This window comes from Bacillus sp. 2175 (genome assembly GCF_057812155.1).
This window is the reverse complement of record NZ_CM173819.1, coordinates 3048982-3074440: the sequence shown is the minus strand read 5'-3', so window position 1 is coordinate 3074440 and position 25459 is coordinate 3048982. Positions and strand designations below refer to the sequence as shown.

General features: G+C 34.4%; 27 protein-coding genes and 1 pseudogene. 19 read left to right on the top strand and 9 right to left on the bottom strand.

Features of this window, described 5'->3' with window-relative positions; all coding sequences use genetic code 11:
* The first annotated feature begins 25 nt into the window (after positions 1 to 25).
* Positions 26 to 736, top strand: coding sequence for a YjjG family noncanonical pyrimidine nucleotidase (locus tag ACXKY9_RS16025; RefSeq protein WP_000875418.1), 711 nt, complete (start codon positions 26 to 28; stop codon positions 734 to 736).
* 246 nt (positions 737 to 982) lie between these two features.
* Positions 983 to 1948 (top strand): tubby C-terminal domain-like protein, encoded by a 966-nt coding sequence (locus ACXKY9_RS16020; protein WP_000955119.1) that lies wholly within the window; start codon positions 983 to 985, stop codon positions 1946 to 1948.
* Between the two features lie 79 nt (positions 1949 to 2027).
* Here ACXKY9_RS16020 and ACXKY9_RS16015 read toward each other — a convergent pair whose 3' ends face one another.
* Complete coding sequence (locus tag ACXKY9_RS16015) at positions 2028 to 2228, bottom strand: helix-turn-helix transcriptional regulator (RefSeq protein WP_000896323.1); 201 nt, start codon at positions 2226 to 2228, stop codon at positions 2028 to 2030.
* On the bottom strand, positions 2216 to 2566 hold the full coding sequence (locus ACXKY9_RS16010) for a DUF3796 domain-containing protein (protein ID WP_000859202.1): 351 nt from the start codon (positions 2564 to 2566) through the stop codon (positions 2216 to 2218). The genes ACXKY9_RS16015 and ACXKY9_RS16010 overlap by 13 nt, the downstream gene beginning before the upstream one ends.
* Positions 2567 to 2745: 179 nt before the next feature.
* Between ACXKY9_RS16010 and ACXKY9_RS16005 the strand changes: the two genes are divergently transcribed.
* From ACXKY9_RS16005 to ACXKY9_RS15985, 5 genes are all read left to right on the top strand, one after another.
* Complete coding sequence (locus tag ACXKY9_RS16005; protein WP_000958863.1) at positions 2746 to 2940, top strand: hypothetical protein; 195 nt, start codon at positions 2746 to 2748, stop codon at positions 2938 to 2940.
* An 88-nt stretch (positions 2941 to 3028) separates the two neighbouring features.
* Complete coding sequence (locus tag ACXKY9_RS16000) at positions 3029 to 3754, top strand: ABC transporter ATP-binding protein (protein ID WP_000570204.1); 726 nt, start codon at positions 3029 to 3031, stop codon at positions 3752 to 3754.
* A complete protein-coding gene (locus tag ACXKY9_RS15995; RefSeq protein ID WP_000036884.1) occupies positions 3747 to 5405 on the top strand; it encodes a putative ABC transporter permease subunit in 1659 nt (552 codons plus the stop codon). Before ACXKY9_RS16000 ends, ACXKY9_RS15995 begins: the two co-directional genes overlap by 8 nt.
* 57 nt (positions 5406 to 5462) lie before the next feature.
* Positions 5463 to 6221, top strand: coding sequence for an SDR family oxidoreductase (locus ACXKY9_RS15990; RefSeq protein ID WP_002101122.1), 759 nt, complete (start codon positions 5463 to 5465; stop codon positions 6219 to 6221).
* A 338-nt stretch (positions 6222 to 6559) separates the two neighbouring features.
* A complete protein-coding gene (locus tag ACXKY9_RS15985) occupies positions 6560 to 7276 on the top strand; it encodes a hypothetical protein (protein ID WP_000782538.1) in 717 nt (238 codons plus the stop codon).
* Between the two features lie 62 nt (positions 7277 to 7338).
* Here the strand turns inward: ACXKY9_RS15985 and ACXKY9_RS15980 are convergent, their stop codons facing one another.
* Positions 7339 to 8277 carry a hypothetical protein gene (locus ACXKY9_RS15980; protein ID WP_000810170.1) on the bottom strand — a complete coding sequence of 313 codons (939 nt, stop codon included), beginning with the start codon at positions 8275 to 8277 and terminating at the stop codon, positions 7339 to 7341.
* A 71-nt stretch (positions 8278 to 8348) separates the two neighbouring features.
* Entirely contained in the window at positions 8349 to 8825 is a 477-nt protein-coding gene (locus ACXKY9_RS15975) for a hypothetical protein (RefSeq protein WP_001056347.1), read from the bottom strand.
* Positions 8826 to 9107: 282 nt separating this feature from the next.
* Here ACXKY9_RS15975 and ACXKY9_RS15970 point away from each other — a divergent pair, with 282 nt between their 5' ends.
* Positions 9108 to 10166, top strand: a complete 1059-nt coding sequence (locus ACXKY9_RS15970) for a pyruvate kinase (protein WP_000151069.1) — start codon at positions 9108 to 9110, stop codon at positions 10164 to 10166.
* A gap of 46 nt (positions 10167 to 10212) precedes the next feature.
* Here ACXKY9_RS15970 and ACXKY9_RS15965 read toward each other — a convergent pair whose 3' ends face one another.
* Both ACXKY9_RS15965 and ACXKY9_RS15960 read right to left on the bottom strand, forming a co-directional pair.
* Entirely contained in the window at positions 10213 to 10494 is a 282-nt protein-coding gene (locus ACXKY9_RS15965; protein WP_002005464.1) for a DUF1292 domain-containing protein, read from the bottom strand.
* A gap of 155 nt (positions 10495 to 10649) precedes the next feature.
* A complete protein-coding gene (locus tag ACXKY9_RS15960) occupies positions 10650 to 11333 on the bottom strand; it encodes an NAD(P)H-dependent oxidoreductase (RefSeq protein WP_000185717.1) in 684 nt (227 codons plus the stop codon).
* Between the two features lie 128 nt (positions 11334 to 11461).
* Here ACXKY9_RS15960 and ACXKY9_RS15955 point away from each other — a divergent pair, with 128 nt between their 5' ends.
* Positions 11462 to 11842, top strand: coding sequence for a winged helix-turn-helix transcriptional regulator (locus ACXKY9_RS15955; protein ID WP_000340650.1), 381 nt, complete (start codon positions 11462 to 11464; stop codon positions 11840 to 11842).
* Between the two features lie 331 nt (positions 11843 to 12173).
* Here the strand turns inward: ACXKY9_RS15955 and ACXKY9_RS15950 are convergent, their stop codons facing one another.
* Positions 12174 to 13487 (bottom strand): histidine--tRNA ligase, encoded by a 1314-nt coding sequence (locus tag ACXKY9_RS15950; RefSeq protein ID WP_100240250.1) that lies wholly within the window; start codon positions 13485 to 13487, stop codon positions 12174 to 12176.
* A 337-nt stretch (positions 13488 to 13824) separates the two neighbouring features.
* On the opposite strand from ACXKY9_RS15950, the gene ybaK reads away from it, so the two are divergent.
* A complete protein-coding gene (gene ybaK / locus ACXKY9_RS15945; RefSeq protein WP_000710861.1) occupies positions 13825 to 14301 on the top strand; it encodes a Cys-tRNA(Pro) deacylase in 477 nt (158 codons plus the stop codon).
* A 103-nt stretch (positions 14302 to 14404) separates the two neighbouring features.
* Here ybaK and ACXKY9_RS15940 read toward each other — a convergent pair whose 3' ends face one another.
* Complete coding sequence (locus tag ACXKY9_RS15940; RefSeq protein WP_000566273.1) at positions 14405 to 14734, bottom strand: hypothetical protein; 330 nt, start codon at positions 14732 to 14734, stop codon at positions 14405 to 14407.
* A 513-nt stretch (positions 14735 to 15247) separates the two neighbouring features.
* Here ACXKY9_RS15940 and ACXKY9_RS15935 point away from each other — a divergent pair.
* Complete coding sequence (locus tag ACXKY9_RS15935) at positions 15248 to 15604, top strand: hypothetical protein (RefSeq protein ID WP_001229426.1); 357 nt, start codon at positions 15248 to 15250, stop codon at positions 15602 to 15604.
* A 151-nt stretch (positions 15605 to 15755) separates the two neighbouring features.
* A pseudogene (locus tag ACXKY9_RS15930) lies at positions 15756 to 15896 on the top strand (endonuclease); the annotation flags it as partial.
* 157 nt (positions 15897 to 16053) lie between these two features.
* Here ACXKY9_RS15930 and ACXKY9_RS15925 read toward each other — a convergent pair.
* Positions 16054 to 17484: a YfcC family protein gene (locus ACXKY9_RS15925; protein WP_001166970.1), complete on the bottom strand. Its 1431-nt coding sequence runs from the start codon at positions 17482 to 17484 to the stop codon at positions 16054 to 16056.
* A gap of 199 nt (positions 17485 to 17683) precedes the next feature.
* On the opposite strand from ACXKY9_RS15925, the gene rraA reads away from it, so the two are divergent.
* From rraA to ACXKY9_RS15890, 7 genes are all read left to right on the top strand, one after another.
* Positions 17684 to 18163 carry a ribonuclease E activity regulator RraA gene (rraA, locus tag ACXKY9_RS15920; RefSeq protein WP_000266038.1) on the top strand — a complete coding sequence of 160 codons (480 nt, stop codon included), beginning with the start codon at positions 17684 to 17686 and terminating at the stop codon, positions 18161 to 18163.
* Positions 18164 to 18502: 339 nt separating this feature from the next.
* Positions 18503 to 20428, top strand: a complete 1926-nt coding sequence (locus ACXKY9_RS15915) for a DUF4430 domain-containing protein (RefSeq protein ID WP_033700225.1) — start codon at positions 18503 to 18505, stop codon at positions 20426 to 20428.
* A 57-nt stretch (positions 20429 to 20485) separates the two neighbouring features.
* A complete protein-coding gene (locus ACXKY9_RS15910; protein WP_000048903.1) occupies positions 20486 to 21325 on the top strand; it encodes a DUF4430 domain-containing protein in 840 nt (279 codons plus the stop codon).
* Positions 21326 to 21347: 22 nt separating this feature from the next.
* On the top strand, positions 21348 to 22226 hold the full coding sequence (locus tag ACXKY9_RS15905) for an energy-coupling factor transporter transmembrane component T (protein WP_002101120.1): 879 nt from the start codon (positions 21348 to 21350) through the stop codon (positions 22224 to 22226).
* Positions 22199 to 23860: an ABC transporter ATP-binding protein gene (locus tag ACXKY9_RS15900; protein ID WP_023901390.1), complete on the top strand. Its 1662-nt coding sequence runs from the start codon at positions 22199 to 22201 to the stop codon at positions 23858 to 23860. Before ACXKY9_RS15905 ends, ACXKY9_RS15900 begins: the two co-directional genes overlap by 28 nt.
* Positions 23833 to 24534, top strand: coding sequence for an ECF transporter S component (locus ACXKY9_RS15895; RefSeq protein WP_000044907.1), 702 nt, complete (start codon positions 23833 to 23835; stop codon positions 24532 to 24534). The genes ACXKY9_RS15900 and ACXKY9_RS15895 overlap by 28 nt, the downstream gene beginning before the upstream one ends.
* A gap of 182 nt (positions 24535 to 24716) precedes the next feature.
* Positions 24717 to 25439 (top strand): YwiC-like family protein, encoded by a 723-nt coding sequence (locus tag ACXKY9_RS15890; protein ID WP_000779981.1) that lies wholly within the window; start codon positions 24717 to 24719, stop codon positions 25437 to 25439.
* Positions 25440 to 25459: the final 20 nt, after the last annotated feature.

Sequence of the window (25459 nt, the reverse complement as noted above, 5' to 3'; positions counted from 1 at the left end):
TAAAATAGGAATTGAGGAGAACATCATGAAATACAAATTTATATTATTCGACGTAGACGATACATTATTAGATTTCCCTGAAACAGAAAGACACGCATTACATAATGCGTTTGTACAGTTTGGTATGCCTACAGGGTATAATGATTATCTTGCAAGTTATAAAGAGATTAGTAATGGATTATGGAGAGATCTAGAAAATAAAATGATTACGCTAAGTGAATTAGCAGTAGATCGATTTAGACAATTATTTGCCCTTCATAATATAAAAGTAGATGCACAGCAATTTAGTGATGTATATCTTGAAAACTTAGGAAAAGAGGTACATCTTATAGAAGGCGCAGTACAATTATGTGAAAATCTTCAAGATTGCAAGTTAGGTATTATTACGAATGGATATACGAAGGTGCAACAATCAAGAATCGGAAATTCGCCTTTATGTAATTTCTTTGATCACATTATTATTTCTGAAGAAGTTGGTCATCAAAAACCAGCGCGTGAGATTTTTGATTATGCATTTGAGAAATTTGGAATTACGGATAAATCAAGTGTACTAATGGTCGGAGATTCGCTAACTTCTGATATGAAAGGCGGAGAAGACTTCGGCATTGATACGTGTTGGTATAATCCGAGTTTGAAAGAGAATAAGACGAGTGTTAATCCGACTTATGAAGTGGAGAGTCTGCTACAAATTTTAGAAATTGTAGAAGTGGCTGAAGAAAAGGTAGTTTCATTTTAATTGTGCTGATATTTGTCGAAAAATCGATATATTTGAAAAATCGTTGATATATTGTAAGTTGTGATAGATATATTTGAAAAATCGCTCATATAAATTCATATACTAAGATATAGAACAAAAAATAGCGCTACTATACAAGATCATTCACGTGTTATAATGCGTGAATTAAATATGCGTATATAAATAGTCTCTCAGAGTGATGCGATGTCATGTATGATTAGTGTAACAACTAGAGGTGAATAAAGGATGTTAACGTTTTTATTTGAGTTAGATAAGAGTATCCCGCAGAAGGATGAGCCACGGTATGATGCTTATTCAAAGGGCTTTATCGAAGGAGATGTAACGATTTGCGCGAGTGACAGCGTATTTTTTCAAAAATCATGTATGAAGGTTGCAGAGCTGGGCATTTATTTAGGTCAGTGGATGGAACAAGTTCAACATGGGCAGAACGTGCCTATGAAATATGAAACGGCTGACCGTGAAGAGGTAATTCTTGGTTTCTTCTATGAAGAGGATCATAATCAATGGAATGTTTTTTCCAGCTGGCAAGAATTTGAACTTCAAGAGCGTATAGCTACTACAACATTAATAGAGAGTGTTCAACGCTATTTGTATGAGCTAAATAAAGAACTGCGCATGATAGAATATCCTGTGACGTTTGATCAGTACTTAAGAGGAGAGCGAATGATGCAGCTCTCTTACAAACGACCGTGTGATAGCAAAGCAGATACGACACCGATAGAGGTTTATAATGGAAGTGAGCAAGTAGGCGTAGTAAGGGGCTATTATAAAAATACGCTGATGAGAGTGCTGGATTTCATTCCAAAAATTGGTGGTAATATTATTTATGAAATAAAGGATAGTAAGGACAATATTCGCGTCATTGCAAAGGATGTAAGTAGGCAGCGCCAAAGAAGGATTTTAGTAACGTACAAAGATAATCATGATGCAGAGCATGAAATACTTGTATGTGACGGAAAGTTATTGGATGCAAATTTCTTATTTACCTTTACATATAAGGCAGAAGAATATGTTGTTCATAAAACTTCATTTGGAATGGGAAAGTTATTACGAAAGGGCTATGTAATTGCAGATTGGAATATTCGTCTTGAGGAAGATATGTATTACATTGAGATGAATGTATATGATGAAGATTACATGCAGGATCAATACTTGCTATTAGGCGTATTTCATGCGGTTTTATATGGATAATCAATGAGAAATACCGTCATTCTTCTTGGAAAGAATGACGGTATTTTTTTATGTGATTCTTGTGACTGGACGTCTTTAATCAATCCTCAAAAATAAAAATCTCATCAATCGTACTATGTAATGCCTTCGCTATATCGTGAGCAAGTTGTAAGGAAGGGTTGTATTTACCTTTTTCGAGATGACTAATTGTTTCACGTCGCACACCAACGCTCTTCGCTAAATCTTCTTGTGTCATGTTCAATTTGGCACGGTATTCTTTTATTCTCGTTACGAACGCCATGGTGCATCTTCCATTTCATCAATTGGTTTATCGAAAAAGAACATAGAAAAGCCGAATGTAAGAATGAGTGTGCCGAAAATAAGAGCGATATCAATCTCTTGTAGCGTAGGGTTTGGAAATAACATTTCAATAAACATAATGATTGTGGTAGTTAGTAACGTAACGATAAATGCATTGCGACACGATTTATTGACAATTTGTTCAAACAGTTCATCGTGTTGAACTGTTCTATACGATGTGAAAAAGGAGAAGAAACAGAACATAGTAAACAATCCTTTTTCATAAAAAAATCCGAAGAAACCGAGAAATCCTAAATATTTTATCCAAGTTGTTTTCATGATAGGTCCTCCTTATGTTGTTAGAAATAAGTCACGTTATGTTATAAATATATCGCAATTGGATAGGAATGGTAATAATAGTTTTCCAGTTTGCTTCATAATAATAGTAAAAAGAGGAAATATGCTGCGAAATAAAGAGGATAATATTGTAAAATGGTTGTAAGGAGGGGGAGGAAGAAATGCTAACTTGGATCATGATCGTTGTATTACTTGTAGTGATTACTGTCATTGCGACGGTGTTAATTGGGCGGAATGGTGATGCAAATTATAGCAAAGCGACAAAGGGGAATATTAAACGCTTAACAATGATTTATATTATACTAGCTGTCGTTTTAGTTGTTGGATTAGGGGTGTATATTTATTTTAAAGGTTAAATAAACTGAAAAATGTAAAAATATTAAAATAGAACTATGCTATAATATCAATATAGTTATTTGGTAATTAAGGAAAGGATTGGATGGAATGATTGAAATTACGAATGTGTCAAAAAGTTATAATGGGTCTACCTATGCAGTAAAAGACTTAAGTTTATCTGTACCTAGCGGCGAAATCTTTGGATTTTTAGGACCGAATGGTGCGGGTAAATCAACGACAATTAAGATGATTACTGGCATTCACGGGGTGGACAAAGGGACTATTACGATTAACGGAAAAAATATTATGGAAGAGCCGATGGAAGCGAAGAAGACGTTTGGTTATGTACCAGATAGTCCAGATATGTTTTTACGATTAAAAGGAATTGAATATTTAAACTTTATGGCCGATATGTATGAAGTGCCGAAAGAAGTACGACAAGAACGAATAGAGTCTTTAGCGAAGAAGTTTGATCTTTATAATGCTTTATCTGATCAAATTCAAAGTTATTCGCACGGTATGAGACAAAAAATCGTTATTATTGGTGTGCTCGTACATGAGCCAGATGTATGGATTTTAGATGAACCATTAACTGGGCTTGATCCGAAATCTGCATATATTTTAAAAGAAATGATGAGAGAGCATGCGGATAAAGGAAAGATTGTATTTTTCTCTACACACGTATTAGAAGTAGCGGAAAAAATATGTGACCGGGTTGCTATTATTAATAAGGGGAATTTACAGTTTAAAGGAAATTTAGATGAAATGAGAGATCATTTTAAATCCAATGAATCACTTGAAAAAATGTTCTTGGAGATGACGGGCAATGAGTAAAATTTGGACGTTAACGAAGGTATTATTGAAATTAAATTATGCAGATTTTATAACAGATAAGAAGAAGCGATGGGCGTATGTATTTTCATTTGCAGCTATTTTATTTGTCGGCTTTTTACTGTTTGGTTCTATCACGCATGCAATGTATGAGGGAATGATACATTTAGGGCAAGATCCAGGAATGATTATCGCAATGGGACTTGCGATTGCGAGTATATGGGTATTTTTAATGAGTATTACGAACATTTTAACTGTATTTTACTACAGCAATGACATTGAAATGTTATTACCATTACCATTAAAACCAGCGCAAATTATTTCAGCCAAATTTTTAACAGTATTAATTACACAATACGTAATGAGTTCATTTATTTTATTACCGATCTTTATTACGTACGGTTTAAAAAGTGGCGCATTTATTACATATTACATATATATGATTTTCATTTACTTACTCTTCCCAATTGTGCCGTTAGTACTAGCTTCGTTACTGATGACAGTTATTATGAGGTATACAAATATAGCGAAAAATAAAGACCGAGGAAATATATTTATTGGAATCGTAAGTATACTATTTATTGTAGGAATTAACGTATTTTTGCAGTGGAAAAATAAAAGTTCGTTTTCTGAAGATGCAATTGCGGATTACCTTGCAAACAACCAGTCTTCTCTTTTAGTACAAATGACAAACTATTTTCCAACTACATATTTTGGAGCAGTGGCATTAGTAGAAAATGCAAATTGGAAGGGACCTTTATATGTAATAATCTTTGCAGTTATTTCATTTGTCTTCTTTGTGTTGTTTTATTACATAGCAGAGCGTACATATTTAAAAGGGGTTATTGGACTTTCGACGAGTACAGCAAAGAAACAAGTTATTTCGGCGGAAGGTTTACAGAAATCAACAGTACAAAGTTCGCATTTAAAAGCGTATGTGAAAAAAGAATTTAAAACGTTATTCCGTACACCACAATTTTTCTTAAATTGCATTGTACAAACTTTCGTTATGCCAATTATGTTGTTCTTTATTTTATTTGTGCAAGATGGAAATTTAAAGTTTATTACAGAGTATATTAACAATCCAGAGACAACGGGATTTGCAATTGGTGTTGGCCTTTGTGCATCGTTATTTTTAATGGGTAGTAACGTCATTGCAACAACGTCATTTTCGCGAGATGGAAGCTCTTGGTTTGTGAATCGTTATTTACCAGTAAAGGCTTCGGATATCTTTTTTGCGAAAGCAATCACTGCTTGGTTAATTAATGTGATCATTTTAGCAGTATTCGGTATTACGATGGCAGTTGTAGCTGGGATTTCTCCAGTCTTTATGATACTGTGGTTTTTACTAAGTGCGAACGGGTTGTTATTAATTAATTTAATCGGAACACGCTGGGACGCACAAACTGCAGATATTCATTGGGATACAGAGCAGAAATTATTTAAAAGTCGATATACAACTTTGTGGAATTTTTTAGCTAATATTTTAATAGCTTTAATTATTGTGGGGGGAGTAAGTGTATTATACTTCTTCCTTCATGTCGGACTGTGGGTTATGTTTATCGTTTTATTTGTAATGTTTACGATTGTAAATTATATCTTTATTAAAATGTTAAAATTAGGTGCTGAACGTATACTGTCAAATATTCAATAAGAAGATAGATCCTCTGTATTCATGCAGGGGATCTGTGTATAGATGGAGGAGAAAAAGGTGAAGAAAATAGCAATTGTAACAGGGGCAACTCGTCTGAATGGAATTGGTGCAGCTGTATGCAAGGTGCTTGCTCAAAAGGGGATAGACATTTTTTTCACGTACTGGCCAAAGTATGATAAAGCGATGCCATGGGGAATGAGTGATCAAGAACCCTTTTTGCTGAAAAAGGAAATTGAAAGTTACGATGTTCGATGTGAAATGGCAGAAATCAATTTATCGCAGTCTTATTCGCCAAATCGTTTGTTTTATATGGTATCAGAACGGTTAGGTGATCCATCTATTCTAGTTAATAATGCAGTGTATTCTAATCATACGAGGATTGAGGAATTAGATGTAGAGCAGTTGGATAAACATTATACAGTTAATGTTCGGGCTACTATGCTATTAAGTTCAATGTTTATAAAACATTATTCACTTAAAACGGGCGGGAGTATTATTAATCTTACTTCAGGACAGTCAGTAGGCCCAATGCCAGATGAACTAGCATATGCAGCAACGAAAGGGGCAATTGAAGCATTTACAAAGTCAGTAGCACCAGTTGCAATGGAGAAGGGGATTACAGTGAATGCTGTAGATCCAGGACCGACGAATACAGGATGGATTACAGAGGAGCTGAAGCATCATTTAGTATGGAAATTCCCGCAAGGTAAAGTAGGAGAACCGGTGGATGCTGCGCGCTTAATTTCTTTTTTAGTAAGTGAAGAAGCGAAATGGGTTACTGGGCAAGTCATTCACTCGAATGGTGGTTATTCATAAAAATATTATGTTAACAAATGTTGAGAAACAAAAAACGAAAGAAAATTTTATTTTTTTGTATAAATAAAATGTCAAGAAAGATAAAAATTTGATAGAAGAGTATATTGTCATATGAAGATAGTAATTCTTAATGTGACAATATACTCTTTTTCTTTTACTTGTGAGCAGAAAAATGAAGTAGAAGAAACTCGAATATTAAAATGAGTTTATCAGTTTTTGTACGTATTATTATGAAGATTACTGTCGGAAAGATGATAATTCGTATGAAAAGGGATTTTTTAAGGGGGAATCGAATCGTAAAGGGGAGGATAAATTATGTAAAACATAGGGGGATTTATATGAAAATGAAAAAGGTCGCTATCGCATCGATTACAATTGGTACAATGCTTACTATGGCAGCTTGTAGTCCTTCAGCAGATAAAGAAACGGAAAAGAAAGAGCAAGTAACTGCGCAAAAGGATGGAGAAGCAAAAACGACAAGTGCAGATGAAGCTTCAAAAACAACGAAAGATACTGAAAAAGAAACAAATACTTCTTCAAATGAAAAAACAGATAAGGATGCAAAAAATACGAAAGAATCATCAGGAACAGAAAGTAACGGCAAAACGTCAACTCAAAACGAAAATGTAAAAACAAAAGAAAAAGAAACGACAGGAAAAACGAATGATCAAACGACTAGCGGGAAAACAGCAGATCAAAGCACAAGTACAAGCACAAACAATAACGGAAAGGCAACGAAAGATCCGAAGAAAAGTGTTGCTGTGAAAACGAATGTTAAAGAAGTTGTAGCATTAATTGATAGCTTGGACAAGCAGTTAGCTGCTAATCCGAAATTGGAAACAGTGAATAAGCTTGGCAAACAAATTAACGAAAAGTGGGATGTGATTGAAAAAGAGCTAGAAGCATCACATCCGACGGATTCTAAAACAATCGGTCAAAGTATGTATCCGTTAATTGTAGGGGCGGAGAAGGAAAAGATTGATGTTAATAAAATGAAATCATTAACGACGAAAACGAAAAAAGATTTAAATCAGTTATTGACGAAACTTTCATAGTTTCAAAAGCCTACTCGTGTGAGTAGGCCTTTTTTAGGTTGTTGTAATGTGCACAGTATAACTTATTTATTTTCATTTTCAATTACGATGCGAAAGGAACTGAATGCTTGTTGACTGACATAATCTTCTTCGCTAACTTTATAAGGAAATGGAAAAGCGACGAGTTGAAAATTACTTTCTTGATCCACTGAAGGCAATGTGAAATTAAAGATTTGTCTTGTTTCAGGTGCAACCTTAGTATAAACGACTTTTCTATTGCTAAATATTTCAACTTGTTTCCAATCTTTAAAAGCCACGATTGCGTAAGTCATTTCATCATTTGTTTCATTACCGTTTGATAAAATTAATTGCTTGCCTTCCTTTTCAAAGAAGACAGTTTGTAAGTTCTCTTCACGGTTCGTAACAAATACTGGTTCGTAAAGACCATCTTTTAAAATAGCATCTGGATCTATAAGGGGGAGTTTTATTTTTTCGTTTTCTTTCTGAAGAGGATGCATTGAATATCGCATACTTAGAATATCTTCTAAAATAGCTGCTTTATTTAAGTTATTATCTTTTAATTTGTATTCAGGTTTTTTTATTATTAAAAAGGTTAATGCACTTGCATTAGGAGAAGTGTGTAAAGAGATTTTCGTAGTCATTGAACTGTTTGGTTTCATATCAAAAAAATAGTGTGATATTTCATTAGTAGTATCTTCTATTTTAAAAGGTTTTTGTTCGTAATCTTCTAGAACAATTAATCCATATTTTCGGTTTTCATTAATAGTATGTACGAATGATAATGTTACATTAATTTTATTATCCTCACTAGTAATTGTACTGCCATTGTTAATATGTTGGCCTTGATTATCCTTCAATCCGTAAGAAATAGTATTGGTTTGTTGCTCGCGTTTATTTTCTATGGAAGGTGGATGAGGTTGTATGATTGAAGTATTGAACAAAATATAAATTGTAAGTAATGAAATAAGTAAAACACCGCTAATAATATATATTTGTTTCATAAATAGCACCTCAATATATGTAAAATATTAGAGAAAAAAGATATGCAAGATGCATATCTTTTTTCTCTTTCTTACCAGAAAGCTTTTGTTTCGTGATTCACATCATTATAACCACTTAATTTATAGGTATGATTACCGATAGCGTAATCATCTCCATAATAAATGCTTGTGTTGGTCGCTGTAGCACTTACAAAGGATGATTTTTTTGCACTATTACTTTTCGTATTTACTAATGAGCTATCGCCATTGAAAGTTCTTGCTTTTGCATAAACATAGTCTTCGGTCGTAGTTGATGTCGATTTAGCAACTGCATATGGGTTACCAAAAAAGGGAGTATATACGCTAATGTTAGAGTCATTCTTAGGTGCAGCTGCAATAGTCAAACTAGGAACACTAGATGTTTTTGTTGATTGAATTGTATCAAAGTCAACTAAAACGGGCTGCTTGTCTACAGTATCGATCTCTGAAGCACTTGCGTTATTAGTAAAACCAAAACCTAAAACCGCTAACCCTAAAGTTGTCACCGATAAAGATTTTTTCATATTCACTAATTTTCCCACCTTTTTAAATTTTTGAGTTCGAACTCAATTCATACAATATATGAAAATTTCGAAACTCTCAATGGTTTATCCCATACTTAACTTTTCTTTTACTTTCGATTCAACATGTCTTCATTTGCAAAAAAGCGAATATATCTTCTAATGCTTAGCCAGCAAGGGATACAGGTTTAATTTTATGAAATTCATGTAAATTTAAATCTATTCATGTCAGAATCTCTGTTATTTTTAAGTTCATATGGGAAACTTATTAAAAAAAGGATGGTGACAAAAATGACAATCGATCGAATTTGTACAATTGGACCCGCAAGTAATAATAAAGAAACATTAGCACAGTTAATAAAGAATGGTATGAAAATTATTCGACTGAATTTATCGCATGGCACGCATGAAAGTCATAAAGACATCATTCGTTTAGTGAAATCATTAGATGACTCTATTAAATTTTTGGGTGATGTACAAGGACCTAAAATAAGATTAGGTGAAGTGAAGGGAGAGCAAATTACACTTCAGGCAGGAGATTCTTTTATTTTACATACACAACCAGTTACAGGGAGTAATACAGAAGCGAGTGTTGATTATGAAGGAATACCGAATGATGTGAAAGTAGGCAGTAGAATTTTAATTAATGATGGAGAAGTTGAATTAATTGTTGAAAAGATAAGTACGGACAAAATAGAAACGAAGGTAAAAACAGGTGGCAATATCTCATCTCATAAAGGAGTTAATTTACCAGGTGCGGCTGTTCGTTTACCAGCTATTACAGAGAAAGATAAAAAAGATATTCAGTTTCTTTTAGAGGAGAATGTTGATTTTATCGCATGTTCTTTCGTAAGAAAACCTAGTCATATAAAAGAAATACGAGATTTTATACAACAGTATAAAGAAACGTCACCTAATATAATTGCAAAAATAGAAACGATGGAAGCAATCGAGAATTTTCAGGATATATGTAAAGAAGCAGATGGAATTATGATTGCAAGGGGCGATTTAGGAGTAGAGTTACCGTATCAATGCATTCCGCTTTTACAGAAAATGATGATTCAGGAATGTAATCGAACGAATACATATGTCATTACAGCAACACAAATGCTTCAATCTATGGTAGATCATTCTATTCCAACAAGGGCTGAGGTGACTGATGTGTTTCAAGCTGTACTGGACGGGACGAATGCAGTTATGCTTTCAGCTGAAAGTGCATCAGGAGAACATCCAATCGAAAGTGTGAGAACATTACGTCTCGTTTCAGAATTTGCGGAGCATGTTAAAAAAGATGGACCTTTTGCGATGAAAGATGTACTGCAATTACTGCGTGAGTCTCTGGATGAGTAATAAAAAGAGGGCGGATATGCATCCGCCCTCGTGTTTTTCATTCATACTATTCTTGCTCTTGCTCATCCAAAATCTTTTCAAACGCAGCAGATACTTTATCAAACTCTTCATCATTTTCAATGTATGAAAACTCATTATCTTCTTCTACTTTTAAAAAGAAAATATCAATGTCTTCCTCAGTTTCTGTTTGGATATCTTCAACAAAGGCAACTGCAATATATTCTGCGCCTTCGACATCCATCGCTCCAAGTACTTCTACTTCTTGCTCTTCGTTATTCTCATCACTAAGAGTAAACACTTCGCCAACTTCAATATCAGACATATTCATTCTCCTCCTGTTCGACTCTAAAAAATAGAGTGCTCAAACTGCATACATACTAATATATCTTTCCATGAAAAACCAAATTCATACATAAGAAAAACGACTAATAGTTCTTTAGTATAAGTATCCAGCTATTAGGAGCATTATTTGTGTGTGCTACATTACTTAATCCATTCAACAATTGTATCTATAGTCTGTCTTGTTTTATCACGTTTTGGATCTTCTTTACGGTAACCAAAGGCAACCATAACAGATACTTCAAAGTTATCGCCCTGTATAATGCCTTCTTGACGAAGTAAAGAGTCTACTTTCTCTTTATCGAATCCTTCTATCGGACAAGAATCAATACCGATTTGAGCTGCGCTCGTCATCATATTACCTAAAGCAATATAAGTTTGTTTAGATGCCCAATCAAATACAGTACGATCGGATTGTAATAAGTTAAAATCTGTTTCCTGGAACTTTTTGAAGAATTCATATCTAATTTTTTGAGTGTCTTCAGGCAATCCAATAATATCGTTCATCATATATTTAATATACTCTGCATCATAATGCATATCTTTAATGTTTCTTGAAAGAACAATGACGAAATGGCTTGCTGTTGCAAGTTGCCCACCAGCGCCCCATGAATACGGTTGTAGTTTTTCTCTTAATTCTTTATTTTGTACGACAATAAATTTCCAAGGTTCATATCCAAAAGAAGAAGGAGATAATCTGCCTGTTTCTAAAATGAATTTAAAATCCTCTTCTGAAATTTTGTGCATAGGATCGAACTCTTTACATGCATGTCTGAAATGAAAAGCCTCCATAATTTTCTCTTTTGTAATTTCGTTTGTATTTGTCATAAAAGTTCCTCTTTTCTTTAATTTATTTTGTAAGTAAATTATATTTTTAAAGTAACATAGATACAAGTACGCACATTTATGTGGTATAGTATCAAAAAAGATACTAATGTTAAGGGAAGGGATTTATTATGGATTGTTCAAATGAAAATAATATAAATTACCCATTTTTAAATAAATATTCTTGTCCAGTTGAAGCTATGGTTGAGGTGATTGGTGGAAAATGGAAAGGTGTTATTTTGTATCATTTATTAGATGGGAAAAAGAGGTTTAATGAATTAAAAAGATTAAAACCTAATATCACACAAAGAATGTTAACACTGCAGCTTAGAGAACTTGAAGCAGATGGCATCATACATCGTGAAGTATACCGTGAAGTGCCACCTAAAGTAGAATATTCGTTAACCGAGCTTGGTGAATCACTTCGTCCAATGATTCTATTAATGATGGAATGGGCAACTCATAATATGGAGAAAGTTTTGGAGAGTAGGAATGCACAAAATAAAAGTTAATAGATGAAAGTGGTATAGTAGAGAAGGATATGAATTTTTCTTAAATTGGTAGTGAAATTAGAAAACCATATATTATTAAAATAGGTAATTGGATGTTAAAGTTTTGTAAGATTAAATTGAGTATAATTATTTTATGTAAACTAATTGCCCGGTTATCTATCAAATGAAAAATCTATGTATCGTTGATATAGTGTAAATTATGATAGATATATTCGGAAAATCGTTAATATAATTTCACTTATGAAGGTGTTGTTCATTAAGGGAAAAGGGCTGTCATGCGCGGACAGCCCTTTTTTGTTTACCTGATTTACATTTTGAGAATACTTCACAGTCATAACGTAGTAGGCGTAGTAAAATATTTATTCAATGTATTATTTTTCAAAGAAGTAAGCGGAACCTTCATCTCACTACCTTCCTTCATATTCCGCAGCACAACAGTGTTTGTACTAAGTTCTTCTTCACCAATAATAAGCACATAAGGGATATTCTCTTTATTGGCATAATTAAGGGCACGTTTTAATTTGCGTCCTGCTAGTTCGAGTTCGATTTTTAAGGAAGTGGTAGAACGTAATTGCTGGGCAATTTGTAAGCATTGTAATTCTGTCCCGAGCGGGATGATAAATAGATCCGCTGTAGATGAGATTGTTTCTTTCTGCGATAGTGCTGCATAAATAACGTCTAAACCGAATGAAATACCGACTGTTGGATAGTTCATACTATCACCACGGAATGCTCCGATAATGTTATCGTAACGGCCGCCGCTACCTATGCTAGATGTAATTGAGCCATCTTTTAGGAAGATTTCATATACAGTACCTGTGTACATTGTCAGTCCTCTTGCTAAAAACGGATTGAATATCGTATTTTCATTTATTCCGAGAGCGATTAAATATTGCTGTAATTGTTGCAATTCGTTTACGCCATCGGCAACGAGTTGGTTATTGAAAGCTTCTTTAAAGTCAACAATTGTAAGCTTTAGACAAGATAATACAGTATTACATATTGTATCAGCCATTTCTTCAGAAATTCCGCGCTCTAATACATCTTTTCGTACACCATCAATCCCAATCTTTTCGATTTTGTCTAATGATAAAATGACGTCATTTGTTAATTCAGTAGGGATGTTAATGGCCTGAAGAATACCATTTAACAATTTTCGGTTATTATATTGGATCGATATCTCTAAGTTTAATGTTCGGAACAGCTCAAACGCCATGCTCATGAGTTCCGCTTCAGCCATGACTGATTCTACACCGACAATATCAACGTCGCATTGTATAAATTCACGAAATCTTCCTTGTTTAATTGGCCCATCTCGAAATACTTTCCCAATTTCATAACGTTTAAAAGGGAGGCGGAGGTTCGGGTTCATTGCCACAACTTTTGCGAATGGAATAGTTAAATCGTATCGTAAGGCAATATCACGTTTTCCTTGATCTTGAAGTGTATATATTTCTTTTAATATTTCATCACCACCGCCGTACTTGTAAGACATAAGCTCATACATATTTAACGTCGGCGTTTCTAAAGGTTTGCATCCGTATCGTCCAAACGTATCTTCACAAGCTCTTTTAATTTTATTTCGCAGCACTTGCTCCTCTGGTAAATAGTCTTTCGTTCCTTTTACATTTCTCATTTCCATCATAATCACTCCTTTTTTAAATTAAAAAAAGCTATGCAGGTATAAAAATACCCACATAGCTTTATGAACGCTTCGTGGGTCAACAGGAAAAGCCCTGTACCCACGAAGAAAAATTTTTCTTCGGATACACGGCGTTACGTATGATGATGAAGTTGGAAAGAAGTATTAACATTTCGCATGACAAATCTCTCCTTAACATAAGTTTTTCCAAATTATATCAGATGATTTTTGAATTATCAATATTTTTAGTTTTGAAATATACGTGAAGTTATGTAGGAGAAATGGAAAAGGGTGTATAATAAAACTTAATAATATGAAATAACCTTTTAAGGAGAACGTTATGAAAAAAGATAAAACAAATGCGATGCGAATATTAGATAAAGAAAAAATTGAATATTCGATGATGTCATATGATCCAGACGATGGAAAAATTGATGGCGTATCAGTAGCTGAGAAAATTGGACGAGAAGTGAGAGAAGTATATAAAACGTTAATTGCTCAAGGGAATAGTAAAAATTATCATGTGTTTATCATTCCGGTAGATGAGGAACTAAATTTAAAAGCTGCCGCAAAAGCAGTAAGTGAAAAGAAAATTGAAATGATTCCTGTTAAAGATATTACGAAAGTGTCAGGATACATTCGCGGCGGTTGTTCACCAGTTGGAATGAAAAAGCTATTTTCTACATGTATTGATGAAAGTGCCCAATCACTTGAAACGATGATAGTGAGTGGCGGGAAAATTGGTATACAAATTGAGCTTAAAGTAGAGGACTTGGCGAAAGTGACGAGAGCGCAGTTTGGTGAAGTAACGAAATAATGATACATAGGAAAAGAAGTTCTAGTTTTATCCCGCTATTCGCCGGGAAGTAAGACCCTCACCTCAAAATTCAGCGGAAGCAAAGAAATTAGATGGGGATCAACTATTTGTACTCCTGTCTATATAATTTAAACGAATAAATAGCTCCAATAAAGAATACAAAAGCTTCAAATAATATAAAGATTTGACGGAAATTCTCAATATCTTTACCAACTAAAGAAATAAATATAGCATTCATTAGAATTTGAGTAGTAAACATACGAGAAGTAATTTTTAAATAAATAGTATTTGTTCTTTCAACCGATTTACCAATTTTTTTGTAAATAATAATAAGTGCAATTACTGAACCCAAAAATAGAAGTGCTGTAAGTCCTACAACGATATTAAAATTGGCTGTACTTTCTAACATCCATTTATTTAATAGATCAATCATTATTATCTTCCTTTCCTACATAAGAGAATATTTTGTTCTTCTTTTTCACTATAATAAAAAAAGGAAAAAGAAAACATCGAACTTTCTTACAAACATTCGTGTATTCTTACAGTTTTGTCATTTTGTAAATGTATTCATCGCCCTGTTTTTCACTATTTTCTTTGGAAAACATAGTGAATTACGAGAAAGGGCGCTACAAAATCAACTTCCGAGAACAAAAATTATGTAAATAAGCTGTTCACTGGATTCTCGTAGAAAACTGTGGTGAGATAAAATTTTTGATTTTGTAGCACTTTAAAATCTTAGCTAGAGGGCTATTTATCGGTATCCCACAATAAAAAGGCAGGAACATATCAAATATGCTCCTGCCTTTGATTTTATTAAGTTTAATATCTATGACCTAAATATAATAGAATTTGGAGCTTCTTTTTATTTTAAGTAGATTGGGTAATTAGACTATAACATTAATGTTTATCGTTGAATATCATAATAATATAATGGAGGTGATGTTATATGGCTCTTACTACAGGACCAATTGAAAACGTAGGAAATCAACCTGCTAATGCAAATAGAGTTAGGGTGAAAATCCTTAACCGTACTGCGGGCCCACTTACTGGAGTAGCTAGAGTTTTTAGACTTGACGGTTCATTAGTATTAATTGAACAGGTAAACTTCAATGTGAATTCTAATGCTTCTACTTTTGTAACTCTAAGTTTAGTTCATCCTGCTTTTGGACAAGCATTTGAATATGAAGTTCAAATTGTTCCTAATCAACCTGGTGGACTATATAGTGTTTATGGACTAACAGCTGACAGTGTTATCATTACTGCACAACGTATTGTGAACTCAGAATTGACACAGTTTCTTTAATTAAAATAGATTGGTGCCTACATGGTATCCAATCTATTTTTGTACGTATTATTCAGAGAAAAAAAGGTTTTACACAAAAATAAAGACAGTTATGGAAAAGGGAAAAGTCGAGCTATCATCTTGATTTTTATTATTTCTGTCTTAGACTGTATCTGTTTTATTAAAATGGAATGAACAAGACCCGGTCGATGATTTAGAGCGAAAGCGTAATGAAGTGATTTTTACAAAATATCAACATAACCGCAATCCTTTTATTGATCATCCTGAATGGGTAAATAAAATCTGGAACTAAGATCTTTAAAGGTATTATATTTTGATAAAAGGGATTGATCATTATGATCAATCCCTTCTTATATTTTTACTAGAATAAATGATTTTTATAGGACTAGTGAGGGAAATAGAATAGATATTTATATGGAACGATAGTACTTATTTATCTAGTTAAGTATTTAGTAAGGTCCCCACTCAATATTCACCCCAACAATAAGAAAAACAAGTCCAATGATAAACCAAATGAGTGCAAGTGGAGCCATGAAACGAATCCATTTTCCATAAGAAATGCCGCTCGCTGCGAGAACGCCCATTAAAACACCGGAAGTTGGATTAAGGCAGTTTACTACACCCTCGCCGAGCATAACAGCCTGTACTGTAACTTGGCGTGTAATGTGCATGAAATCAGCTAATGGAGCTAATATCGGAATAAAAATAACCGATTCTCCTGTTCCGGATGAAATAAGGAAATGTAATGCGGCACTACTTACGTACATACCGATAACACCAAATACAGGGCTTTGTCCTTCAAGAGACTGTGCGAGCTGGTTAACGATAGTATCAAGTAATTTGCCTTGTTCTAAAATGACTGAAATACAGCGAGCCATTCCGACAATTAAAGCACCATAGATAAGGTTTTGGCAGCCATTTAGAAAAGTAGAAGCGATATCGTTTGCTTTCATGCCACCTATTATTCCGGCTGTAATTGCTATGAAAATAAAAGTAGCGGTCATTTCTGCGTCCGTCCAATGTAGACGAAAAGCGCCTATTAAAAATGCAATTAATGATAAAGCTGAAACGAGTAAAATTAATTTATGACGTATCGTCCAAGGAACTTCTTTTTTCTCTGCTTCCTTTTCGCTTGAAAGAGCGTTACTTGGAAACCAGTTGTCGCCAAGAATGCTTCCTTTATTCAATTTTTTCAAGCGCTTTACATACCAATTAATATAAAGGATAGTGGCAAGTAAAAAAGATATATAGATAGCTGTGCGTAAACCAATTCCCGAAAACATCGGAAGTTCTGCGATCTTTTGTGAAATGCCTAAAGGTGAGGGGGATAAAATAGTAGCGTTAAAACCAGCATAAGTGCCTAAATAAATAATTGCTACACCGACGATAGCGTCCCATTTTAATGTGCGTGCAACGATGATACCGATGGGGATAAAACCGATAACTGAATTAACGATAATGCCAGTCGTTCCGAGAATAGAAAAAAGTGCGGCAACGATACAAATGAAAAGTAATTGCTGATTACGAAATTTGTTTATAACATGATAGATTAAACCGTCAAGAGCACCTGTTTTTTCAAGAATGGCAATGGCACCGCCTGTAAATAAAATTAAAAAGATGATCGGAGCAGCAAGTGTCATTCCTTTTTCAATAGCGGTAAAAAAAGAAACAAATCCTACAGGTGATTGCGGAACAGAATGATAGCTACCTGGTATTGTCGTTGTAACGGTCCCGTTTGTAACTCTTTTAAATTCTCCAGCAGGAACGAAATACGTAGCAATAGCGCAAAGTAAGGCAATAAAAAATAGTAGTACGTACGCATCAGGCATTTTAAACTTTTGTTTACTAGGTTGTTTTTTTGCCTCAGTTTGTATTTGCATAAAATTCCTCCTTCTTCACTTTATTAATTTTAATATTCTGAATTCAATCCGTGAAATAGATTATAATAAAGGTAGCTTCTTAAGGCAATAGTTTTTGTATCCTTTTCCCGTACATACAAATTATTGCAATATTAGACAGGGAAACGATAATAAGCCAAGAATATGTTATGTAGAAAGAAAAAGGAAAAGAGGGAACAAGATGTGGAAAACTACAGATCTATGTGATGAGTTTGAAAAGGAATTACAAATATGTCGCCAGTCTTTTCGGTCTTTTGGGAAGAAAGAACAATTCCACGGGAAAATTGCAACTGTAAAAGTGAAAGATGATAATGTACTAGTGAAGGAAGGATTGCAAACATTACCAGAAGGAACAGTATTAGTTGTTGATGGCGGAGCGTCTACTAATTGTGCGTTACTTGGTGATAATTTGGCAGCTATTGCGGAAGAAAGAAAGCTAGCAGGAATTATTGTGAATGGGTATGTTCGTGATTCTAGTGAACTAAAGAATATTAATATTGGTATTTTAGCGTTAGGAACGATGCCAAATAGAAGTGTGAAAGAAGGAAAAGGAGAACGAAATATTTCATTGCACTTTGGACAAGTGGATTGGAATCCAAATGAATATGTCTATGCGGATGAAGATGGCGTCATTATTAGTGAAAAGAGTTTACATAGTTAAGAGTTAATAAGTTATTATTCTTAGAAAATAAATCCGATAAAGCATGGACAAAATTCTTTGTCAATAGTAAAATAATACAGAAATTTAAAATTTACAGAATGTATAGGTTTATCGTTTTACGATAACTTAAATGGAAGTAAGTTGTGCCAAGAAAAGTGAATGTTATCACAATGATACGTTCATAAACAAAATTATTTTTCCTATACAAATATAGCCGCGAATAATGCGGGTAGGAGGTGTTGTACATTTTTGTTCGACACTTACAAAAAGAGAGTGTCAATCGCACGCCCTTGAAGGGCCTTTTTTTGTGTAAATGGTAGTAAGGGAGGAAATTTTGGGATGGCAATGTTGAAAAAGTGGCTGCTTACGTCGTTAATGGCAGTGACACTTGTATTTGTTTCTTTTGCGAATACAGTACATATTACGTTTGCTGAAGAAAATACAGCAAAACTTGCAATTATTGGGGAATCACAAAAAGGCATTATGTTATGTCCGAAAGAAGAGCAAATTAAAGATGGGGAAACAGCTTTAAGTTTGCTGCAAAAGGTCATGGGGGACAAGGTAGAATCTGAAACGATGTCGTTTGGAACATATGTAAAAGGCATCGATGGTTTAATGGCCGGGGCTACAAGTGCTTGGCTGTATGATGTAAATGATAAGTCTGCAGAAGTCGGAGCAGATAGTTATAAATTAAAATCTGGAGATGTTGTTGTCTTTCGCTTTGTTTCAGACTGGAGCAATATAAGCCAGGAAACATTGAAAGAAACGTTAGATAAGTTCGGGACGTGTAAAACAGAAGAACCTAACGGTGGCAAAACAGAAGAACCAAAATCAAAAGGTCAAGACGGTAAAACGCCAGATGAGAAAAACCAAGGTGACCAAGACGGTAAAACGCCAGATGAGAAAAACCAAGGTGATCAAGATGGTAAAACGCTAGATGGGAAAAACCAAGGTGACCAAGACGATAAAACGCTAGATGGGAAAAACCAAGGTGACCAAGACGATAAAACGCTAGATGGGAAAAACCAAGGTGACCAAGACGATAAAACGCTAGATGGGAAAAATCAAGGTGACCAAGATGGTAAAAAACCAGAACAACCACAGCAAGAGAACATTCAAGTTCCAAGTGCACAATTAAACGAAGCCATTTCTAAAACATCAGATAAGATGTTACAAGATGGAATTGAAAGTGACTGGGTAGCTGTAGCGCTTTCTCGTTCTGGAAAGAATGTGCCAATTGAGGCAAAATTAAATTATGTTAAGTCAGTAACTGAAAAAGTAGAAAAGCGTATTAACCGTTTTTCAGCGACAGATTTAGCTAGAACAATTATTATGATGAATGCAATGAGTGCAGACCCTAAAAATGTAGGTGGACATAATTTAGTTCAAAAATTGTATGAGTCAGATAAAGTGAATTCTGTTACAGGTTATGCATTTGCTTTACTTGCATTTGATACGAAGAAGTATGAGATTCCAGTTGAATCAAAATGGAACAGAGTTGCTCTAGTGGAAGCACTGTTAAATAATCAGCATACAGACGGTGGATGGACTTATAATAGTTCAGGTAGTAAAGATAGTGCTAGTAGCGTTGATGTAACAGGTATGGTTTTATCAGCATTAGCTCCTTATCAAGAGCGATCAGATGTGAAACCAGCTATACAAAAAGCTGTTGCGTATTTATATAACGAACAACTGCAAAATGGCGGTTTTTCAGCTGATGGACAAGAAAATTCAAATAGTACTGCGCAAGCAATTATTGGATTATCGCTTGTTAAAGATGTAGATCAAAATCGTCTTCATAAGGCAATGCAAAACCTATTATCATATCAACTTTCAAATGGTGAATTTAAATGGTTACCAAGTGATCAAAATGGTAACGGAATGGCTACAGAACAGGCTCTTTTAGCATTACTTCAATTTAAGGAAATGGGAAAATCTATTTATGATTGGTCTAATGTAGACGCTGGTGATGTAATTAAGCCAAAACCGATTGAAGAGCCAGAAAAGGTCGTTGAACCAGAAAATAATGTAGTAGAAAAAGAAGTTACTGAAGAACCGAAAGAACAAAAACAAGTACAACAAGAAACAAAAGATGAAAATCTAAAAGTAGTTGTAGATAACGAACCGGTTAAGAATAAAAAAATCGGAAACGGTAACAGTCTACCAAAAACAGGAGCATCTTCTCATAGTCCAGCAACAGAAGTAGGTATGGGTGTATTATGTATTGCTTCTGCATATGTATTATGGAGACGTAAAGCAGCTTAACAAAAAATTAGGAGCAATTATTTGCTCCTAATTTTCGTATGAAAGGTGAGAGATAGGATGAGTAAGGTGAAATGGTTTATTTCTTTACTGCTTTCGCTCGGGCTACTTGCCGGATGTGAAGAGGCAGCTGTAAAGCCTGAGAAGAAGGTAGAACCGAAGCAAGAAGAGGTAGCGAAACAAAAAGAACAAAAAGATGAAGCGAAGCCGGAAGAAAAAACAAAAGAAAAGCAAGCTGAATCAGAGCAAAAGCAGCAAGAAGAACAGAAAGAGAAACAAGAACAAAAAGTAGAAGAGAAGCCGAAAGAGGAAAAGCCGCAGGCACAACCAGAGGTAAAGAAAGAAGAGAAACAACAGGAACAACCGAAAGAGCAACCTGCTGTAAATAAGCAACCAGAGCAGCAACAAGTACAAGAAGAGAAACAACAACCGAAAGCACCAGAAGTAAAAGAAGAAGCAAAGGTTGTGAATCAGCCGAAAGAAACACCGAAGCAGGAGCAAAAAGAAGATCCGAATAAAGCGGAGAAAACGATACCGACTCCGGCAGTACCAAAACCTGAACCACCAAAACCAGATCCAGTACCAGTACCGAAACCGCAAGCAAAACAAGTAACAATCTCAGTAAAAGGAAATAACGGATATATAATGGGTGCGAAAAAGATGGATGTACAAGATGGCGATACTGTGTATAAAGTATTGCAACGTACAGGATTAGATGTTGATGCAAGCGGATCTAGAGATAGTATTTATGTAAAAGGTATTAATGATTTATATGAAAAAGATATTGCGGATACTAGTGGATGGAAATATCGTGTGAACGGTGCTTTTCCAAACCATAGTGCTGGTGTAGCTACGGTAAAACCAGGAGATACAATTGAGTGGGTATACGTATTACAATAAGAAAGGCATTCGGTAAAGGGCTATGAAAATAAGTTTTTCTTCTTTACATCCTTTTGTGAATTTTTTCTATTATATCGGGGTGATGATACTATGTATGATGTGTCTTCATCCTCTTTTTTTAATTGGAGCAATAGTATTAATTATTATGTTAAATGTGATGCAAGGAAATAGCGAAAAGATAAGAAAGATGCTACCGAGCACAATTGTTTTCTTCTTTATGGTAATTTTATTTAATTCGTTATTAACGCATAGAGGTCGAACTACGTTATTTTGGTTAGGTGATAGCCGTATTAAGCTTGAGGCGATTATGTTTGGCATAGTAATGGGGTTATTACTAGTTGCAGTTATGTTTACGTTTGCGTCATACAATGATATTATTTCCAGTCATAAATTTTTATATTTGTTTTCAAGAATTTCACCGAAAGTTGCATTGTTAACGATGATTACAGTGAGATTTGTTCCTTTGTTTATAAGGCGATTAAAGAAAATCACACTCGTTCAAAAGACGAAAGGTGTGCAGGTAGATTCAGGTTCGATAATTGAACGCGTCAAAAATGGTATGCAATTGCTGCAAGTATTATTAATTTGTTCATTAGAAGATGCACTGCAAACGGCAGATTCTATGCAAGCTCGTGGATTTGGTGTAACGAAGCGTACGACGTATATTCGCTATAGAATGGAAAGGCGCGATTGGTATACGCTCAGTTATTTAATCATTTTATTTATAGCTGCTATTATATGTAGTAATTATGGCGGGGGGAAATTGATTATTTATCCGAAAGTCGAATCGATTCTATTTCAGCAATACGATGGGATGATGTTTGTCGTATTTACGATGTTTATTAGTTTACCAATCATAATGGAAGGGAGAGAATGGATATGGTGGCGCATGCAGAAATAAACAATTTATCATTTGTATATGCTGATGAAAATGAAAAAGCGTTACAGCATATTTCTCTTTCTGTTCAAAAAGGTGAGTTTATTGCACTTGCTGGAGGATCGGGATCTGGGAAGACGACTTTATTAAAACATTTTAAAAAGGAGTTACTTCCAATTGGTACGCGTTCTGGAGAGATATTTTATGAGGGTGTTTTAATAGAGGAAGTAGCTGATTTGTTATCTGCCCAAGAAATTGGGATGGTATTTCAAAACCCAGAAAATCAGATCGTTATGGATACAGTAATTCAAGAATTAGCATTTTCTTTAGAAAATATCGGATTATCATCACATATTATTCAAAAAAGAATAGCAGAGCTTATTAGCTTTTTAGGATTTCAAGATTTATTGCATCAATCTGTTCACACGTTATCTGGTGGGCAAAAGCAACTTGTTAATTTAGCTGCGGTATTAGTTATGCAGCCGAAATTGCTATTATTAGATGAACCGACAGCGCAGTTAGATCCAATCGCTGCAAAAGAGTTTTTAGGATTATTAAAACGGATTAATGAAGAACTTGGAATTACGATTATTTTAAGTGAACATCGTTTAGATGAAGTTATCCCGCTTGCAACACGCGTTGTTTGTATGGATAATGGCCGTATTATGTATGATGGTAGTCCTAAAATTGTTATTACGGATATGTGGGGAGTAGAAACATTCCGTCCATTTATTCCGCAAATTCCAAGGCTATTTTTAGAGTGGAATGTGAGAGATATTCCGTTTACAGTGCGAGAGGCGCAAATGAAAATGAATGATTTTGCAGCGATATCATATGTAAATGAGCCAATAGCACAAAGTGAAAAGCAAGAGGTAATTTTAAGCGCAGAGCATATTTCGTTCCAATATGAAAAAAATAGTCCGCTTATTTTACGTGATTTATCAGTTTCGATTGAAAAAGGAAAATGGGTAGCACTCGTTGGGAAGAATGGTACAGGTAAGTCTACACTGTTAACGATTTTAGCAGGATTACAAAAAGCGAGAAGAGGGAAAGTAAAGTGGAACGGAAAAGTAATACATAAAATTGATTCGAAAGAACGTTTTAAAAGTATTGGGTATGTATCGCAGCATCCGTATTACCATTTTACATTTGATACAGTATGGGACGAGGTTTATGAACGTGCGCGTGAATTATATGGAGAACAAGGAAAAGAAATAGCAGAAGATACGCTAAAACAGTTTTGGTTGTACTCGCTTAAAGAACGCCATCCGCACGATTGTAGCGGGGGAGAGCAACAACTTCTTGCATTATGTACAACGTTATTATCAAAGCCGACTTTATTATTACTTGATGAACCGACAAAGGGATTAGATCCATGGAAGAAAGAAAGAGTAGGAGAGCTATTTAGGAAGCTACAAAAAGAAGGTACAACAATTGTAATGGCAACGCATGATATTGAGTTTGCAGCGAAATACGTTGATCAATGTATGATGTTATTTGATGGAACAGTCATTATGAATGATGCACCGAAAGAATTTTTTAGCGGCAACTTCTTTTATACAACATCTATTAACCGATTCATTCGAAAAGAATTGCCATATGCATTAACGTGGGAGGATGTGTACGAAGCTTGTCCAAAAGATATGTTGCATTCATAATATGTATCTTTGCAGTAATAATCGGCACATTACTCCTTACGACACTTGTCATGGACGGTTATTACATGTTAAGTAGTTTGTTTATATTAGCGGTTATTATGTTACCTTTCTATATCCGTTTTGAAAGAAAGGCGTTTGTTTCACGTGAAATTGTTCTCGTTGCTGTATTAGCGGCAATTGCAGCAGTAAGCCGGGTGCCATTTTCTATTTTACCAAGTGTACAACCAACTTCTTTTGTCATTATCGTTTCTGCAATTGTATTTGGTAGTGAAACTGGTTTTATGATTGGTGCTACAGCAGCAATCGTATCTAATATTTTTTTAGGACAAGGTCCATGGACACCGTGGCAAATGTTTTCATGGGGCATGATTGGTTTTATAGCAGGTTTACTTCGTAATACATTTTTTATGAAAAAGCTATGGGGAAGACTTCTTTACGGAGTAATTGTTGGCTTTTTATTTGGCTGGATTATGAATTTCTGGGGTCTTCTCGGTTTTATACGAGAAGCAACATGGGAAACTGTCATTTCGTATTATATCGCAAGTTTTTACTTTGATTTGAGCCATGCGATTTCGAATGTTATTTTCTTATTACTATTTAGTACTTCATGGATTACGATTCTTACAAGATTTAAAAAGAAATACGGTATATTAGATGAGCATAACGTGACATAGAAAAGCATACTCATATAAGGTAGGGTCGCGACTTACATATTCGTTTGCCTCTTTCATGCTTCTTACATACTGTAAGGAGCATTTTTTTGTCAAAAAATCGATTTAATATACATCCGTTATTATATAAAATTATTTGTATAATGGTAGGTGAGAACTTTTTTCAAAAGGGAGGTGTATAGTTAATGAAGTTAGTTATTCCGAAGCAACATGGTGCATGGGCTATGCTTGTTATTCCTTTTTTATTAAGTGTCATACTTGGGAAACCTACTATTTATCATATTCCATTGTTTTTAGCGTGGTTTTTTATCTATTTAGCCACGTATCCATTTCTTACGTACATAAAGCAAAGACGAAAAAAAGAGTTTTTACAAGCTGCCATTGTTTATTTCAGTATTGCGTTCCTATTTGGGATGATTTCTTTATTATATGAGTGGCGAATTCTTTTATTCGTAATAGTAATGATTCCATTATTTATAGTGAATATGTATTACGCTCGTCAAAAAAATGAAAGAGCACTATTAAATGATATTTGTGCGATTATTGTGTTTTGTATCGGTGGATTAATTAGTTATTACTTTTCAATGAAGCAAATCGGTCATACAGCTATATTCATTGCACTTATTTCATTTTTATACTTTTTAGGTAGTACGTTCTATGTGAAAACGATGATTCGTGAAAAAAATAACCCGAAGTATCGTCTTATATCTTGGGGATATCATATCGTATTAACGATAATCATATTTGTGATTAATCCCTGGTGTTCTCTTATTTTTATACCAAGTGCCATTCGAGCAATTGTGTTGTATGGCAAAAAAATTTCTATTATAAAAGTAGGAATTTTAGAAATTGCTAATTCTGTATATTTTTTAATTATAACGGCAATAATTATGAAGTATGCCATTTGAAAAAACTTCCCATCAATTGA

Excerpts from the sequence above, each read along its gene's own strand:
- ACXKY9_RS15925 (WP_001166970.1), bottom strand. The coding sequence starts at position 17,484 with ATGCAAATACAAACTGAGGCAAAAAAACAACCTAGTAAACAAAAGTTT.
- ACXKY9_RS15960 (WP_000185717.1), bottom strand. The coding sequence starts at position 11,333 with ATGACAAATACAAACGAAATTACAAAAGAGAAAATTATGGAGGCTTTT.
- ACXKY9_RS15910 (WP_000048903.1), top strand. The coding sequence starts at position 20,486 with ATGAGTAAGGTGAAATGGTTTATTTCTTTACTGCTTTCGCTCGGGCTA.
- ACXKY9_RS15935 (WP_001229426.1), top strand. The coding sequence starts at position 15,248 with ATGGCTCTTACTACAGGACCAATTGAAAACGTAGGAAATCAACCTGCT.
- ACXKY9_RS15940 (WP_000566273.1), bottom strand. The coding sequence starts at position 14,734 with ATGATTGATCTATTAAATAAATGGATGTTAGAAAGTACAGCCAATTTT.
- ACXKY9_RS15970 (WP_000151069.1), top strand. The coding sequence starts at position 9,108 with ATGACAATCGATCGAATTTGTACAATTGGACCCGCAAGTAATAATAAA.
- ACXKY9_RS16025 (WP_000875418.1), top strand. The coding sequence starts at position 26 with ATGAAATACAAATTTATATTATTCGACGTAGACGATACATTATTAGAT.
- rraA (WP_000266038.1), top strand. The coding sequence starts at position 17,684 with ATGTGGAAAACTACAGATCTATGTGATGAGTTTGAAAAGGAATTACAA.
- ACXKY9_RS15965 (WP_002005464.1), bottom strand. The coding sequence starts at position 10,494 with ATGAATATGTCTGATATTGAAGTTGGCGAAGTGTTTACTCTTAGTGAT.
- ACXKY9_RS15890 (WP_000779981.1), top strand. The coding sequence starts at position 24,717 with ATGAAGTTAGTTATTCCGAAGCAACATGGTGCATGGGCTATGCTTGTT.
- ACXKY9_RS15905 (WP_002101120.1), top strand. The coding sequence starts at position 21,348 with ATGAAAATAAGTTTTTCTTCTTTACATCCTTTTGTGAATTTTTTCTAT.
- ACXKY9_RS15900 (WP_023901390.1), top strand. The coding sequence starts at position 22,199 with ATGGATATGGTGGCGCATGCAGAAATAAACAATTTATCATTTGTATAT.
- ACXKY9_RS15985 (WP_000782538.1), top strand. The coding sequence starts at position 6,560 with ATGAAAATGAAAAAGGTCGCTATCGCATCGATTACAATTGGTACAATG.
- ACXKY9_RS16005 (WP_000958863.1), top strand. The coding sequence starts at position 2,746 with ATGCTAACTTGGATCATGATCGTTGTATTACTTGTAGTGATTACTGTC.
- ACXKY9_RS15950 (WP_100240250.1), bottom strand. The coding sequence starts at position 13,487 with ATGATGGAAATGAGAAATGTAAAAGGAACGAAAGACTATTTACCAGAG.
- ACXKY9_RS15955 (WP_000340650.1), top strand. The coding sequence starts at position 11,462 with ATGGATTGTTCAAATGAAAATAATATAAATTACCCATTTTTAAATAAA.
- ACXKY9_RS15980 (WP_000810170.1), bottom strand. The coding sequence starts at position 8,277 with ATGAAACAAATATATATTATTAGCGGTGTTTTACTTATTTCATTACTT.
- ACXKY9_RS15995 (WP_000036884.1), top strand. The coding sequence starts at position 3,747 with ATGAGTAAAATTTGGACGTTAACGAAGGTATTATTGAAATTAAATTAT.
- ACXKY9_RS16015 (WP_000896323.1), bottom strand. The coding sequence starts at position 2,228 with ATGGCGTTCGTAACGAGAATAAAAGAATACCGTGCCAAATTGAACATG.
- ACXKY9_RS16010 (WP_000859202.1), bottom strand. The coding sequence starts at position 2,566 with ATGAAAACAACTTGGATAAAATATTTAGGATTTCTCGGTTTCTTCGGA.
- ACXKY9_RS16020 (WP_000955119.1), top strand. The coding sequence starts at position 983 with ATGTTAACGTTTTTATTTGAGTTAGATAAGAGTATCCCGCAGAAGGAT.
- ACXKY9_RS15915 (WP_033700225.1), top strand. The coding sequence starts at position 18,503 with ATGGCAATGTTGAAAAAGTGGCTGCTTACGTCGTTAATGGCAGTGACA.
- ACXKY9_RS16000 (WP_000570204.1), top strand. The coding sequence starts at position 3,029 with ATGATTGAAATTACGAATGTGTCAAAAAGTTATAATGGGTCTACCTAT.
- ybaK (WP_000710861.1), top strand. The coding sequence starts at position 13,825 with ATGAAAAAAGATAAAACAAATGCGATGCGAATATTAGATAAAGAAAAA.